The organism is Sorangium sp. So ce176 (genome assembly GCF_051519835.1).
Classification (GTDB): Bacteria; Myxococcota_A; Polyangia; order Polyangiales; family Polyangiaceae; genus Sorangium; species Sorangium cellulosum_G.
In genome coordinates this window covers 6,770,188-6,784,438 of sequence record NZ_CP150371.1, presented here as the reverse complement: position 1 = coordinate 6,784,438, position 14,251 = coordinate 6,770,188, and the positions used below count along the sequence as shown (strand labels likewise).

The following is a 14,251-nucleotide window of genomic DNA, read 5'->3' as shown; positions in this document are numbered from 1 at the left end:
GCGGCCGGCGCGCGGCGTGCTCGAGGTGCGTCGAAGCGCCCGGCTCAGCCGCCGCCGGCGCCCCGGGTCGGGACGCCGAGCAGGTAGAGCTTCCTGGCCTTCCCGCGGATCACGCCCTTCTCCCACCGGTAGCCCTCGTCGCCGAGCCCCTGCAGCAGCTCATCCAGGTCGCCGAGCGTGTAGGTCCTCGCGTTCGAGACCGCGCCGTCCCACGCGAAGCACAGGGGGATGATCGGGACGAGGTAGGTGAAGACGAGCTGCCGCGCGGTCAGTGGCCTCGCCAGCGGCGTGATGAGCAGGCACATCACGAAGCTGACGGGCAGCGCCGTCCACCAGAGGAAGCGCGGGAAGCTGTTGTCGCTGATCTCGAAGATGCAGATGGGCTGTCTGCTCCGCTGGGCCGACTCCAGGATCTTCCGCGCGAGGTCCGGCTTCATGTGATGGAAGCTGCTGACCATCGTCCTGAGCCCCGCCGTCTCGCCGTCCACCCTCGTGGCGTCCAGCGGGTCGAGCCGGTACGAGACGTTGCTCCCTTCCTGGCTGTTGATGCTGCGCGCGGCTTCCGTGTTGGGGTACAGATCGGTCAGCGTCAGCGTGACGTGCTCGAGACCAGGCTTCGTGTTCAGGGTCCGCAGGACGTCGGGCATCGGCCCGCCGCTCCCGGAGCACAGGTCGATGATGCGCGACGAGCCCGACGCCTTCAGCGCCCTGGCGATGAGCTCGGCCAGCTCCTCGCTCGAGCCCAGCGCCCTGTGCATGGTCACGATCAGGCGCGTCATGCACGTCCGCAGCCAGCCCGGGAACCATGGGAAGTCTTCCAGCTCGAACAGGTGGATTCGCTTCATCTCGTCTCCCGGAGTCCGGCCTTGCGACCGTCCTTGTACGGCTCGTCCACCGTACCCAAACACGGAGCCATGAGGTCTGAAAATGAACGCGCCGCGAGCAGCTCGCCCCTGGCGCGCCGGGCGCCGGCGCTGCCCGCGCCCTGACCGGGCGAGGCGCTTCACCGTGGCGGAGCGCCGGCGGCCGCCCCGGCCAGCGGCGTCACTGGGCCGCGCAGGTCTTGCGGAGGGCGCGCGCCTTGTCGATGCACGCCGCGAGGGCGTCCTCGGCCGGCTCGTCCGGACACGCGACCTCGAAGGCGCGGAGGGCGTCGCGGAGCCCCCGCACGCCGGGGCCGCCGACACCCAGGTTGAGCTTGCGCTCGTCGTCCTCGTCGTCGTCGCCACCGGCGAGCAGGAGCGTCCCGACCACCGCCCCGACAACGACGACGCCGGTGAGGACGCCCACCACGATGACGCCTGTCTTTCCCTCCACGTCCGGCGGCTCCGCGTCCGGGAGCGACGGTGAGCCAGGCGACGGGATCGGCGGTGCCTCGAGGCCCGCGGCGAGCACCGTGGTGGCGACGCCGCCCGCGAGCCCGAGGCCGCCGATGACGAGGCTCGACAGCGTGAGCGCGCTCGGCCCCGCCCCCACGTCGGCGCGCGCGCTCGCGCTCACGCTCGCCGAGAGGCGCGCCTGCGCCGCGTTGCACACGGCATAGGCGTCGAGGCGGTGGATCTCGAGCGACGCGCGGGGCGCGGTCTCGGGCGGCAGCTTCGCCGCGAGGATGATGTCGTCCGCCGAGCGCCGGAGCGCGATCGGCTCGGGCGCTGCCTCGGCCTCCGGCGCGGCCGCAGGTCGCGTGGAGGCCTTGCCGCAGCCGGCCAGTCCACACGCGATGAGCAGGAGCGATGTACAGGACAGGACGTGATCGCGTCGCAGGGTCATGACACCACGCTACGCCGAAAGGCCGCAGCTTCGTCGAGCGAAATCGATGTCATCGCGGGCAGGCGGGCTGAGCGTGGGATGACGATGCGGCGTTTGCGGAGCGAGGAGGAGCTCAAGGAGCGATGTAGGTGGGGACGCCCGGAAGATACGCTGTCTGCACGGGCGATGGGATCATGACACCCGACCCTGCTGTCGGCCCTCCGGCGCCCGGGGGCCATGACCCGGCTCACTCCGCCTGGATCCGCGCTGCGCCGCGGCGCTACCCTGAGCCTCTCTCATGCCGCCGCCCCGACCGCCTCGTCATCACGGCCCGCGCCCTCATCACGGCCCGCGCCACGCCCCATTGCCCTCGTCCGCGGTGTCCGCGCTCATCCGGCCCGAGAGGCTCGACGCGCTGCTCGCCCCCTGGATGCCCGACGCGGAGGAGCGCGCGTTCGTCGTCCGGTGCATCGTCGGAGAGGGCCCGGTCCATCACCGCGGCGCGAGCTACACGCTGGTCTGCCTGCTCGGCCTCCTGCTCGAGGAGCTCGGGCCGGGGGAGGGCGGCGCCCCCGCGGGCGAGTCGCTGCCCGTCCCGATCCGCCTGCCGCCGCACCTCGCGCGCGGCGACGATCACGACTACCCGCTGACCCTCCCGCTCGCCCCGCTCACGCGCCTCGCCCCGGAGGGCTCGCCGGAGCTCGCCGCGCTCGTCGACTGCCTCACCGACGGCCCGCCGCACCACGCGCTCGCCAACGCCGCGATGGTCTGCCTGCTCGACGCCCTCTTCGCCCGCGCCCGCGCCGGCGCGGGCGCGGGCGGCGCGGAGACCGCCTGATGGCGCTGCCGCCGGCGCTCGGACAGGCGTTCCGGATGGTGGCCGCCGAGCTGGGCATGCGCTCGGCGTCGCGGCTCTTCGTCCGCGAGCTGATGGAGGCCGGCGGCGCCCCGCTCGTCAGCGAGGCCCGCGACGCGCTCGGGCGCGAGTTCCCCGTCCTCGACTTCATCGCCGAGCAGCGGCTCTCCGGCGGCGCCGAGGCGCCGCTCGACCCGGCGGGCGTGCTCGACGCGCTCCGCGGCGTGACCCGGCTGCTCGTCGTCGGGCTGGAGGCCGACTGCCTCGACGCGCTCGTGCCGCGGCTCTCCGGCGTCGCCACGGGCCTCGTCACCGACGCGGGCGGCCTCGATCCGGACTTCAGCCGGGTGCTCGCGAACTACGACGGGCTCATGGAGCCGGTGGGGCTGTCCGAGCTCCAGCGCTGGGCCGGGCGGAGGAGCGCGCTGCTCACCTTCGTCTACGGCACCGACGGGCACGCGGCGCACGTGAGCCCCTCGTGGCTGCGCGTCTCGGGCCCCGACGTGCGGACCCAGTTCCGCTCGCTGATCGGCTGGGACATCCTCGGCCAGCCGATGACGGTGTACCCGCGCTGGATGGTCGAGACGAGCCCGGGCGATTTCTCGCGCCTCGTGGGGCCGCCCCCGCGCGCGACCGCGCTCGAGCTCGCCGCCGCCGGCGCGGATCCCCCGCGCGCGCTCACGCCCGCGCGCGAGGCGACGTGACGACGCCCCAGGCCGCCCTCTTCACCGTCCTGCTCGGCGCCCTCCTGCTCCAGGCCCTCCTGCCGTCGCGCCGGGTGCTCATCGTCACCGGCGGCGCGGCCCTCGCCTGCCTCGCGTCGACGCTGCTCGGGGTCGCGACAACGCAGCGCTTGCTCGCCGACGTCCCCTGGGACGTGCTCGTCATCGTGGTGACGCTGGGGCTGCTCTCCCAGATCTTCGCGGCCTCGCGGTTCTTCGATCGCCTCGCGGTCGTGGCGACGCGGCTGAGCGGCGCCGATCCGTTCCGCGTCCTGCTCGTGTTCTCGGTCGCGATGTACGTCGTGAGCGGCGTCGTCAACAACCTCACGGCGCTCGTGCTCGTGCTGCCGGTGCTGCACGTGCTGCTGAAGCTCATGGGCACGCGGCAGCGGTACGTCTCCTGGCTGCTCGGCCTGCTGCTCGTCGCCTGCAACCTCGGCGGGGCCGCCACGCCGATCGGCGATTTCCCGGCCATCCTGCTGCTCGGCCGGGGGAGCATGACGTTCGGCGACTACCTCGCGCGCGCCGCCCCGGCCACGCTCTGCGCGCTCGCCGCGCTGCTCCTCGTCGTGCGCTTCGTCGTGCGCCCGGCCGCGGGCGTGCCGCGCGACCCCGTCTCGGCGCGGCTCACGCGCGCCGCGATGGAGGCGCTGCACCGGCGGGTGCGCGCCGACCGGCGCCTCCTCGCGCCGGCGGCGGCCTCGCTCCTGGCCATGGTGGCCGCGTGGCTCTTCCTGCCCGCGGAGCTCGGCGTCGGCCCGGAGCTCGTGTGCTGGCTCGGCGCCGGCGCGGCGCTGCTCATGGCGCGCAAGCTCGGCGAGAGGCTCGCGAGGACGGGGCTCGACATCGAGGCGGTGCTCTTCCTGCTCTCGCTCTTCGTGATGGTCGCGGCGGTGCGGCGCACCGGTCTCTTCGAGGAGGTCTCGCGCTCGCTGGAGCGGCTGCCGGTCGCGCCGTCGGTCCAGCTCGTCGTGTTCCTGGTGCTGGCGGGCGTGCTCACGGGGCTGTTCTCGGCGGGCCCGAGCATGGCGGCGCTGCTCGAGGTGGCCGAGTCGCTGGCCGAGCGGCTCCCGGGCCCCGCCGTCTATGTCGGCCTCGCCCTGTCGGTCTGCGCGGGCAGCTCGCTCTTCCTGACCGCCGCCACGTCGGGCCCGCTCGCGCAGGCGCTCACCGAGCGGGCCGACCTGCGGGACGTTGACGGCAGGCCCATCCGGTTCGGCTTCTTCGACTTCCTGCCGGCCGGCCTCCTGAGCTTCTCGGTCATCCAGGCGGTGGCGATCGCGTACGCGCTCCTCGCCCTGCGATGATCGGCGCGGCGAAGACCCGCAGCAGGACGTCGCGCTGCGCCCGCAGGTAGCGGATGTCCTCTTCGTAGAGCGCGGGGTGGCCCGCGGCGATGTGCGCCAGCGACGCGGCCTCGCCGGCCTCGGCCCGCGCGCGCATCGAGGCGAGCAGCGCCGCGAGCCGGTCGGCGACGGCGTCGAGCAGCGGGGCCCCGGGCTCGACGCCGTAGGCGCGGCAGAAATGGGCCACCTGCCGCGCCTGCTGCTCCGGGCTGCCGGCGCTGTCCGGGTTGGTCGGCGCGTGGAGCGGGGCGAACCGGTAGACCGCGTACGCCAGATCCCACAGCCGCGGGCCCGGGTGAGCGACGTCGAAGTCGAAGAAGCCCACCACCCGGCCGTCGCGGACGACAGCGTTGTAGGGCGCGATGTCGCCGTGGCAGATCACCTCGGCCGGCGACCGGGCCGGAAGCTGCCACCGATCGTCCGGCCCGGGCACGAACGTCGCGCTCGCGTCGTGGAAGCGGCGCAGCAACGTGGCGGCGGAGGTCAGGAGATCGGGAGTCCGCAGCGCGGCCGGAAGGGGGTTGTGCACGTCGCCCTCGAGGAACGAGAGCACCTCGTTCCCCTCGTCGTCGTACCCGAGCGGCTCCGGCGCCGCGTCGAAGCCCGCTGCCCGCAGGTGCCGCAGCAGCCGGTGGATGGCCGGCGCCGCCGCGCTCGCGGGCCGGTGGACCCTGTCGCCGCGCCGGCGCACGGTGTTGATCCCGCCCTGGAATACCGTCTCTTCCACCACCTCCGCGGCCATGCCGCGCCATCCTGTCACGCGCGGGCGGGGCCGGTCGAGGGGTGGTCTCGAGGTCCTACCGGTCGCGGGCGACCGCGAGGGGCGGCGTCTTCGGGGACGTGGCGGGGAGGTCGGAGTCGGAGGCGGGGAGGTCGGAGGCGCGGGCGGCGATGTCGCGGGGGCAGGCCTCGGTCGAGGCCTGCTCCCCGCGCGCCCGCGGCCGACGGGTCAGTTGGGGATGCTGTCGAACTGGCAGGTCAGGCTGCAGCCGTCGCCGCCCATGCGGTTGCCGTCGTCGCACTCCTCGTAGAGGCTCTGCAGCCGACCGTCGCCGCAGTACGGGCCGTAGACGCAACCCGGCGCGCACTTGCCATAGCCGCCGGTGTTGTTGCCGTCGCCGTCGTCGCACTGCTCGGCGCCGTTGCGGATGCCGTCGCCGCAGCGCGGGCCGAGCTGGCAGCGCGGGCCGCACTCGCCGTAGCCGCCGTCGTTCACGCCGTCGTCGCACTGCTCGCCGGCCTGGACGACGCCATCGCCGCACTGCGCGCCGAGGCGGCAGTTGTTGCTGCAGCCCGTCGCCGCGTTCGGCGGGTCGCACTGCTCGCCCCACGCGTCGTCGACGCGGTTGTCGCCGCACCGCGCCGCCGGGGTGCAGTTGGGCAGGCAGCTCCCGTAGAAGCCGTCGTTCACGCCGTCGTCGCACGTCTCGGCGCCGCTGATCACGCCGTCGCCGCAGTACGGACCGTACTTGCATTCCACGGTGCAACCGCCGTAGATGCCGCTGTTCATCTCGCCGAGGTCGCAGTCCTCGTCCTCGGGCTGGACGATGGCGTCGCCGCAGCGCGGGCCGAGCAGGCAGCTCGGCTCGCACTGGCCGTACCCGCCGTCGTTGATGCCGTCATCGCACTCCTCACCGAACTGCGACTGGACCACCCCGTCGCCGCAGTGCGAGGCGAAGCGGCAGCTCGCGCAGGTCGGGTCGGCCGCGTTGTCGCACTCCTCGCCCCAGTCCGCGTCGACGCGGTTGTCGCCGCACCTCGGCGCCGGCGCGCAGCCCGGGGCGCAGGTGCCGTACGTGCCGTCGTTCACGCCGTCGTCGCACGCCTCGGTGCCGTTCTTGACGCCATCGCCGCAGTACGGCGCGTACCTGCAGGTGGGCGTGCACCCGCCGTAGGCGCCGGTGTTGCGCCCGTCGCCGAGATCGCATTGCTCCTCGCCGGGCTGCACGATGCCGTCGCCGCAGCGGGGCCCGTACACGCACGAGGGGCCGCACTGGCCGTACCCGCCGTCGTTCACGCCGTCGTCGCACTCCTCGCCGTGGTCCGGCTGCGTGACGCCGTTGCCGCATTGCGAGGCGATCTGGCAGTTGACGCAGTTCGGGTCGGCCGCGCTGTCGCACGCCTCGCCCCATTCCACGTCGACGCGGTTGTCGCCGCACCTCGGCGCCGGCGTGCAGCTCGGGTTGCAGGTGCCGTAGGCGCCGTCGTTCACGCCGTCGTCGCACCCCTCGGCGCCGTTCCTGACGCCGTCGCCGCAGTACGGACCGTAGCCGCAGGAGCGCGTGCACCCGCCGTAAGCGCCGGTGTTCCGCTCCTCGCCGAGGTCGCAGCTCTCCTCCTCGGCCTGGACGATGCCGTCGCCGCAACGAGGCCCGCTGACGCACGAGGGGCCGCACCGGCCGTACGCGCCGTCGTTGACGCCGTCGTCGCACTCCTCGCCGAACTCCGGCTGCACGATGCCGTTGCCGCACTGCTCGGGGATCCGGCAGTTGACGCAGTTCGGGTCGCTCGCGCTGTCGCACTCCTCGCCCCAGTCCGCGTCGACGCGGCCGTCGCCGCACCGCGGGGCGCGCGTGCAGTTCGGGTTGCAGGTGTCGTACGCGCCGTCGTTGATGCCGTCGTCGCACTGCTCGGAGCCGTTCACCGTGCCGTCGCCGCACGACGGCCCGATCTCGCACGACGTCGTGCAGCCGCCGTAGCCGCTCGCCGTGTTGCCGGCGCCGAGGTCGCACGCCTCGTACGGGGCGTTGACAGCGCCGTCGCCGCAGCGGGGCGGGGCCACGCACCCCGGCGCGCAGGCGCCGGACGCGTTGGCGTACGTGCTGTTGTTGACGCCGTTGTCGCACGCCTCGGGGCCGTTCCGGATGCCGTCGCCGCAGTACGGCCCGAGCTGGCAGTTGTTGCACTTGCCGTAGCCGGTCCCGTTCGCGCTGCCGTCGTCGCACTCCTCGCCCGGCGTCACCACCGGCGGCTCGACGCCGCACTGCGGCGTGCAGACCGACTTGCCGGCGCTGAAGCCCGCCAGCGTGAGCTGGTAGTTCGACCCGGTGACGTGGCGCTCGGCCTGGAACACCGCGATCTCGTAGACCTTGCCGTCCTCGAGGTTCAGGTCGATGACCCGGGGCGTGCGCGGCGTGGGGCAGTTGTCCTCGGCGCAGGGGGTCACGCGCGCGTCGCCGTTGTCGAGGATGGTCACGCTCTCCTGGTTGCGCTGGTGGATGCCGCCGATGTCCGCGGTCAGCGTGTTCTTGATGAACACCCAGACGTCGTCGTCACCGAAGAACGTGAGCACAGGGTCGGGCGCCCCGGGGTCCGAGTTGAACTGGAACCAGTAGCGGACCTCGCTCGTGAAGTAGAAGTTGTGCCGCTGGCCTCCGTCGCCGTTCTGCTGCAGCTCCAGGCCGCTGGCGACAAGGCTCTCGAGCACGGGATCCCCGCCGGGCGGGTTGAGGTCGAGCGGCCAGAACGGCTCCCGCTCGTACACGAAGGTGCCGGGGCCCGTCTCGAGCAGGTCGATCGTGGTGATGAACGTCCTGTTGAAGTTGGGGTTGTCCCGGTACCACCACTGGAAGTTGGTCTGCCCCGTGGTCCAGCCGTTCGCGGCCGACGGCACGAGCGGGCCGGCCCCGCGGACGTTGAAGGGCTTACCGTCGCCGTCGAGCGTCGTCCGGACGGTGCCGTCGATCTGCGCGCCGTCGGGGGTGATCTCGAAGTCGAGGTGCCCGCGGAGCGCGTCGCTCTGGTTGGCGTCGCAGGCGCCGTTGGCCGTGGCGCTGAAGGTGTTGGTCGTCGGGCAGTAGCCGATGAAGTCGCGCAGGACCATCGGCAGCCGCATCTCGGTTGTCTCCACGGCGCACTCGTAGCCGGCCTCGATCTCGCACTCGGCGGAGCAGCCGTCGCCGCTGTCGTTGTTGCCGTCATCGCACTGCTCGGTCGCGTCGCCGGGCAGGAGGATGCCGTCGCCGCACTCCGAGAGGCACGCGCCCGCCGGGCAGTTCGGCTCCCGCTTGCAGTCCGGCGTGCAGCCGTCGCGCCACATGTTGTTGCCGTCGTCGCAGACCTCGGTGCCCTCGACGATGGCGTCGCCGCAGAACGAGTAACCCGTGCAGTCCTGGGGCTCGCCGTCGTCGCACACCCGGCCCGGCTCGAGCTTGCAGGTCTCGTCGCAGCCGTCGCCGGGGAAGAGATCGCCGTCGTCGCACTGCTCGGCGCCCATCCTGATGCCGTCGCCGCAGACGGTCTTGCAGGGGAAGCCGACGCGCGAGCAATCCCACCCATCCTCGATGAGCTGGCAGTCGGCGCTGCAGCCGTCGCCGTCGGCCGGGGGCTCCTGGCCGTCGTCGCACGACTCGGTGCCGCCGATGACGCCGTCGCCGCACACGGGCGGCGCGGGCGGGGTGCAGCGCCCGCCGGTCGGCGGGCACGTCCAGCCGAGCTCGAGCTTGCACTGCGCGGTGCAGCCGTCGCCGCCGACGGGGCTCGTGTTGCCGCCGTCGTCGCACTGCTCGCCCGGCTGGACCACGCCGTCGCCGCAGAACGTCCGCCGCGTGCAGGGCTGGCCAGGCCGGCAGATCCAGCCGTCCTCGAGCCGGCAGTCCGCCGTGCAGCCGTCGCCGGACGCCGGCGGATCGTCGCCGTCGTCGCACTGCTCGGCGCCGTTCACGCGGCCGTCGCCGCACCGGTGGAGGAGGACGCAGGGCTCACCCGGCCGGGGGCACGCATAGGACGCGTCGAGCGCCTTGCAGTCCGCGCTGCAGCCGTCGCCGTTCGCCGTGTTGCCGTCGTCGCAGACCTCGCCCGGGTTCACCACGCCATCGCCGCACCGGAGCGTCAGCTCGCACGGCCGCCCGGGGGTCGGGCAGATGTAGAACGCCTCCTGCCGGCACAGGCTCGAGCAGCCGTCGCCGCCGGCCGTGTTGCCGTCGTCGCACTGCTCGCCCGTCTCCCTGGCGCCGTTGCCGCAGACCGGGAGCCGGGTGCACGGATAACCCGGTCGGCTGCACTGATACCCTTCCTCGCGCGTGCACGTCGCGCTGCAGCCGTCGCCGGACGCGGGCGGGTCGTCGCCGTCCTCGCACTCCTCGCCGTTGTTCACGCGGCCATCGCCGCACCGGAAGGGGAGGGTGCACGGCTCGCCAGCCCGGGCGCACACGTAGAGCCCCTCGATCGCGCCGCAATCGGCCCTGCAGCCATCGCCGCTCGCCGTGTTGCCGTCGTCGCAGACCTCGCCCGGGTTCACGACGCCGTCGCCGCACCGGATCGTCAGGTCGCAGGGCTGTCCCGGCCTCGGACAGGTGTAGAACGACTCTTGCCGGCAGAGGCTCGAGCAGCCGTCGCCGCTCGCGACATTGCCGTCGTCGCACTGCTCGCCGCGCTCGAGGAGCGCGTTGCCGCAGACCGGCAGGAGCTCGCACGCCTGCCCCGGCCTCGGGCACACGTAGCCCGGCTCGCGCATGCACTCCGCGCTGCAGCCGTCGCCGGACGCCGGCGGGTCGTCGCCGTCCTCGCACTGCTCGCCGTTGTTCACGCGGCCATCGCCGCAGCGGTAGAGGCGGATGCAGGGCTCACCCGGGTCGGGGCACGCGAAGAGCGGATCCAGCACCCGGCAATCGGCGCTGCAGCCGTCGCCGCCCGTTGTGTTGCCGTCGTCGCAGAGCTCTCCGGGGTCGACCGCGCCGTCGCCGCACCGGATCTGCAGCTCGCAGGGCTGGCCCGGGGCGGGGCAGGTGTAGAACGACTCTTGCCGGCAGAGGCTGGAGCAGCCGTCGCCGCCCGTTGTGTTGCCGTCATCGCACTGCTCGCCGCTCTCCTTCTCGCCGTTGCCGCAGACGGGCTGGCGCTCGCAGGGCTGGCCGGGCCGCGAGCACACGAAGCCCGGCTCGCGCGTGCACGTCGCGCTGCATCCGTCGCCGGAGGTCTTGTTGCGGTCGTCGCACTGCTCCGAGCCGTTCACGCGGCCATCGCCGCAGTCGTAGAGCAGCGTGCACGGCTCGCCCGGCTTCGGGCAGACGTACGAGGGGTCGACGAAGTAGCAGTCGGCGCTGCAGCCGTCGCCGTCGACGGTGTTGCCGTCGTCGCAGAACTCGCCCGGATCGACGGCGCCGTCGCCGCACGCGATCGTCAGCACGCACGGCGCGCCGGGGGTCGGACACTCGCAGTAGGGCTCGATCTCGCACAGACCGGAACAGCAGTCGCCGGGCAGGCTGTTGCCGTCGTCGCACGCCTCGCTGGCCTGGTTGATCTCGCCGTCGCCGCAGGCTGGCTCCTGCGGCAAGTTGCACTCCTCGGGCGGGTTCTCGCCCTCGCAGGGGTCGGGCCTGTCGCCCCCGGCCCCGCTGCTGGAGCCGACGCCGACACCGAAGTCGCTCCCGCCGCCGCCGCCGGTGTCGCCGGTGCTGCTGGAGACCGCGCCGCTCCCCGCGCCGCCCACGCCGCCTGTGGAGGGTGCATCCCCCCCGCAGGCGGCAGTTGCTTGAAGTAAGCCCACCGCCAGAGCCAGATAAGACGTTCTCAAACTCACGACACACCTCGACGAACACGAGCGAATGCGCTCGGGCAGGAAGTCGACGACCCTCGGCCAGGGTAGATCGGGCGCGCCTCGCACCTCTAGCCGAAAATCACTCCATCCAGCGCGACTCGGCGCATCCCCACGACGTCTCGCCACGGCGTCTCTCCACGGTGGATTCCACCGCGCGACGCGGACGAATGACGCGCATTGCGCGACGCGGCGAGGCCGGACTCGGCAGCTTCCTCATCCTCCTGGAGGGTCGACCGAGGGGGATCCGGCGCCACAACCTGGTTCGTGCTTGACAGCCAGGCATCCCCCGGACGTCGATAAATAGTTTGAGCACAAAGTATATGTGCGACCGGAGGAGGGCACGCGGAGACGCGTCCGCGGCGGGCCCGCCGCGCCGAGCCTGTCATGCGTTCGTCGTCGAACTTTCTGCCCGGTGCGGCAACCCGACGACGACCTATCGTTCAAACGGTTCGCCTCGCTTGATCAAAATGTGGGGACCCGGCATCCTCGAACGATGCAGGTTCTCTCTCCGTCTCGTTGGTCGCTGGGTACCCTCGCCGCTTGCCTGACTGCCGCGGCCTTCACGGGCTGTTCCGGTTCCGGGGAGGTGAAGGACGACGGCGGGAGCGGCGGATCGATCGCAGGATCCACCAGCGGGAGCGGGAGCGGTGGCCAACCGGGCGCCGGGGGCGGGGACGGGGGCGCTGCCCCTGCTAGCGGAGGCGTCACGGGGAGCGGCGGCGCGAGCAGCAGCAGCGGGCTCCCTGGTGCAGGCGGAGCGACGGGTGGAGGTGGCTCTGCCGGCGACGGCGGCGCGTCCACGGGCGGCGCCACGGAAACCTGCCCGCCAGCGACACCCCTGACCGGAGGCATGGAGTATTGCTCCAACCGCCGAGGCAGTGCGGGCAACGGTTACGGTTATGAGCTCTGGGCGGAAGGTGGCGGGTCGGGCTGCATGACCGTGCACGGCGTCGACGCCACGTTCAGCGCTGAATGGAACGACGTCGAGGACTTCCTGGCGCGCGTCGGGCTCGACTTCAACCAGACCCGGAAGCACACCCAGATCGGCACCATCTCGGCGGAGTTCGCGCATACCAAGACGGAGGAGGACGGCGGCTTGACGTACATCGGCATCTACGGCTGGACCGTCAACCCGCTTCGCGAGTTCTACATCCTCGACGATTGGGGGAGCGAAAAGCCGGGGGGTTTCTCTTCCGACGGCACGCCGCGGGACGAGGTGGGCACGCTCACCGCCGATGGCGAGACCTACGACGTGTGGAAGAAGACCCGCGTGAACAAGCCGGCCATCACGGGTCCGAGTGAAACGTTTGACCAGTATTTCAGCATCCGGCGGACGGCTCGCACGTGCGGCACCATCTCTGTTTCCGAGCACTTCACCCGGTGGGAAGGGCTCGGCCTTTCCCTGGGGAACCTGCACGAGATCAAGCTGTTGATCGAGGCCCAGTTCAACAGCGGGACAGTCAAATTCACGACGGCGAAGTTCGTCGTGAAATGAGCGAAGGCGGTCGCCGAGCGCCGCGGCGCACAGGCTCGGATCCTCGAAGGCGCGGCTGACATGGAGCCGCGCTGCTCCGCGACATCGGTGATGCCCCGGAGCGATGCTGGCGGCTCACCTCGCCGACTCTCGTAGCGGCGCTCGACCTCGGGCAGGGCGGCCTGGGCGACGCAGAGCACGGACTCGACCAGATCCACCGCGCCGTTCGGATGATCGATGTCGGGCTGCGCCTCGAGCAGCGCTGCCGCCGGGTTCTCCGAGATAGCGATCCTCCCTTCGGCCACGCTGCCTGTCCCCGCCTCGTCCGGAGCAGGGCTGTCGAGCTCGAGGAGCCGGATTGGCTCCATCCGTGTCCCGTTCGCGGTGTCCACCGGGCGTCGCACGGTGATGACGCCCCCGTGATGGACGCCCTCCGCGCTCAGCCGGCGGGCGGCGGCGTCGGGGTCGGGGGTCTCGAAGACGAGGATGTGCAAGCCCTGGAATCGCGCGAGGCACGCGGCGAGCCTGGCGACGGTGCTGCGGATGGACTCGGTGATCCGCGCCAGGTGCTCCGGGGGAGCCTGGAGGGGGATGCGCTTTGCGTCGCTCGGGAGGCGGTCGGGATCGTCGTTGTCGATGCAGCTCACGAGCTCGACGAAGCTGCGCGGGAAGTTGGCGTGGGTGTTCGTCTGTCGTCGGGGACGGGTAAGCCCGGCAGTCCGTCGATGCTCGTCGTGTTCTTCTCGAGGCGGTAGCGCGAGAGGCCCTCCGGCCCCTTGCGGTCTGCCCATTTCGACAGCGTGTCCCGCTCGCCCTCGTACGCCATGTGCGGCACGGCGTAGCCGCACGACGTGGCGATGCGCTCTAGCGCGACGCGGATCACCGACCGGACGCCTTGAAATGGCGGGAACAGGCCCGCCAGCGCGTCGAAGCGCGGGTCTCCGGGGAAGATCGGCTCTCCGCGGCCCTGGAGGCGCAGGATGCGCGGCGGGCCGGAGAACGCGCAGAACATCAGCGTGATGCGGCCGTTGTCGCGCAGGTGCGCGATGGTCTCGACGCCGCTGCCTGTCAGGTCGAGGTACGCCACGGTCCGCGGGTCGAGGACGCGGAAGGTGTCGTGCCCCTTCGGCGACACGTTGACGTGCCCGCCGTCGCCCGAGGGCGCGGAGGCGACGAAGAAGAGGCGCTGCTCGGCGAGGAAGCCGGTGAGATCGTCGTCCAGCTCGGAGAAGGTTCGTCCCATGAGTCCTCGTGTGGTCCAGGGGTGCGCCGGGGCGCTCGGCGGCGCCTGTCGACGGACGATGCAGCGGCGGCCATGGCTTGCGGCCGCGTCACACGGTGCTGTAGGGCGCGCGCGGCGCCGCGGGGAGGGGCAGGCGGGCGACGTGGCAGCATGGGGCGGGCGGCGACCGATGAACCGTTCCAGCGTGACCCGATAGGCTTACCAGGAATGCCGCCCGGAGCCTGAGCCGCTTTCGGCTCAGGAGCGCGTTCGCTCGCTGCTTGACGAAGGCAAGAGGGCGGAGGCGATCCGGACCTGCCGTGAGGCGTATCCGGATGTGGGCA

Annotated in this window: 9 protein-coding genes and 1 pseudogene; 4 read left to right on the top strand and 6 right to left on the bottom strand. The window is 72.4% G+C overall.

Features of this window, described 5'->3' with window-relative positions; translation table 11 throughout:
- Positions 1-44: 44 nt before the first annotated feature.
- Both WMF42_RS25360 and WMF42_RS25355 read right to left on the bottom strand, forming a co-directional pair.
- Entirely contained in the window at positions 45-845 is an 801-nt protein-coding gene (locus WMF42_RS25360; protein WP_061605853.1) for a hypothetical protein, read from the bottom strand.
- A gap of 199 nt (positions 846-1,044) precedes the next feature.
- Complete coding sequence (locus WMF42_RS25355; RefSeq protein ID WP_437685275.1) at positions 1,045-1,770, bottom strand: transcriptional regulator; 726 nt, start codon at positions 1,768-1,770, stop codon at positions 1,045-1,047.
- Between the two features lie 358 nt (positions 1,771-2,128).
- Between WMF42_RS25355 and WMF42_RS25350 the strand changes: the two genes are divergently transcribed.
- From WMF42_RS25350 to WMF42_RS25340, 3 genes are read left to right on the top strand one after another with little or no spacing between them, the layout of a single operon-like run.
- Entirely contained in the window at positions 2,129-2,587 is a 459-nt protein-coding gene (locus WMF42_RS25350; RefSeq protein ID WP_061605851.1) for a hypothetical protein, read from the top strand.
- Positions 2,587-3,309, top strand: a complete 723-nt coding sequence (locus WMF42_RS25345) for a hypothetical protein (RefSeq protein WP_437685273.1) — start codon at positions 2,587-2,589, stop codon at positions 3,307-3,309. Before WMF42_RS25350 ends, WMF42_RS25345 begins: the two co-directional genes overlap by 1 nt.
- A complete protein-coding gene (locus tag WMF42_RS25340; RefSeq protein ID WP_061605849.1) occupies positions 3,306-4,634 on the top strand; it encodes an SLC13 family permease in 1,329 nt (442 codons plus the stop codon). The genes WMF42_RS25345 and WMF42_RS25340 overlap by 4 nt, the downstream gene beginning before the upstream one ends.
- Here the strand turns inward: WMF42_RS25340 and WMF42_RS25335 are convergent.
- Together WMF42_RS25335 and WMF42_RS25330 are read right to left on the bottom strand one after the other, a co-directional pair.
- Entirely contained in the window at positions 4,588-5,415 is an 828-nt protein-coding gene (locus WMF42_RS25335; RefSeq protein WP_437685271.1) for a phosphotransferase enzyme family protein, read from the bottom strand. The two genes, WMF42_RS25340 and WMF42_RS25335, sit on opposite strands and share 47 nt — an antisense overlap.
- 207 nt (positions 5,416-5,622) lie before the next feature.
- Positions 5,623-11,103: a DUF4215 domain-containing protein gene (locus WMF42_RS25330; protein WP_437685269.1), complete on the bottom strand. Its 5,481-nt coding sequence runs from the start codon at positions 11,101-11,103 to the stop codon at positions 5,623-5,625.
- Positions 11,104-12,145: 1,042 nt separating this feature from the next.
- Here WMF42_RS25330 and WMF42_RS25325 point away from each other — a divergent pair.
- Positions 12,146-12,706, top strand: coding sequence for a glycoside hydrolase family 11 protein (locus WMF42_RS25325; RefSeq protein ID WP_437694342.1), 561 nt, complete (start codon positions 12,146-12,148; stop codon positions 12,704-12,706).
- A gap of 218 nt (positions 12,707-12,924) precedes the next feature.
- On the opposite strand, the pseudogene WMF42_RS25320 reads toward WMF42_RS25325, so the two are convergent.
- Both WMF42_RS25320 and WMF42_RS25315 read right to left on the bottom strand, forming a co-directional pair.
- A pseudogene (locus tag WMF42_RS25320) lies at positions 12,925-13,332 on the bottom strand (VOC family protein); the annotation flags it as partial.
- On the bottom strand, positions 13,329-13,928 hold the full coding sequence (locus WMF42_RS25315) for a pyridoxamine 5'-phosphate oxidase family protein (RefSeq protein ID WP_061605845.1): 600 nt from the start codon (positions 13,926-13,928) through the stop codon (positions 13,329-13,331). The pseudogene WMF42_RS25320 and the gene WMF42_RS25315, both read right to left, overlap by 4 nt.
- Between the last annotated feature and the right edge of the window lie 323 nt (positions 13,929-14,251).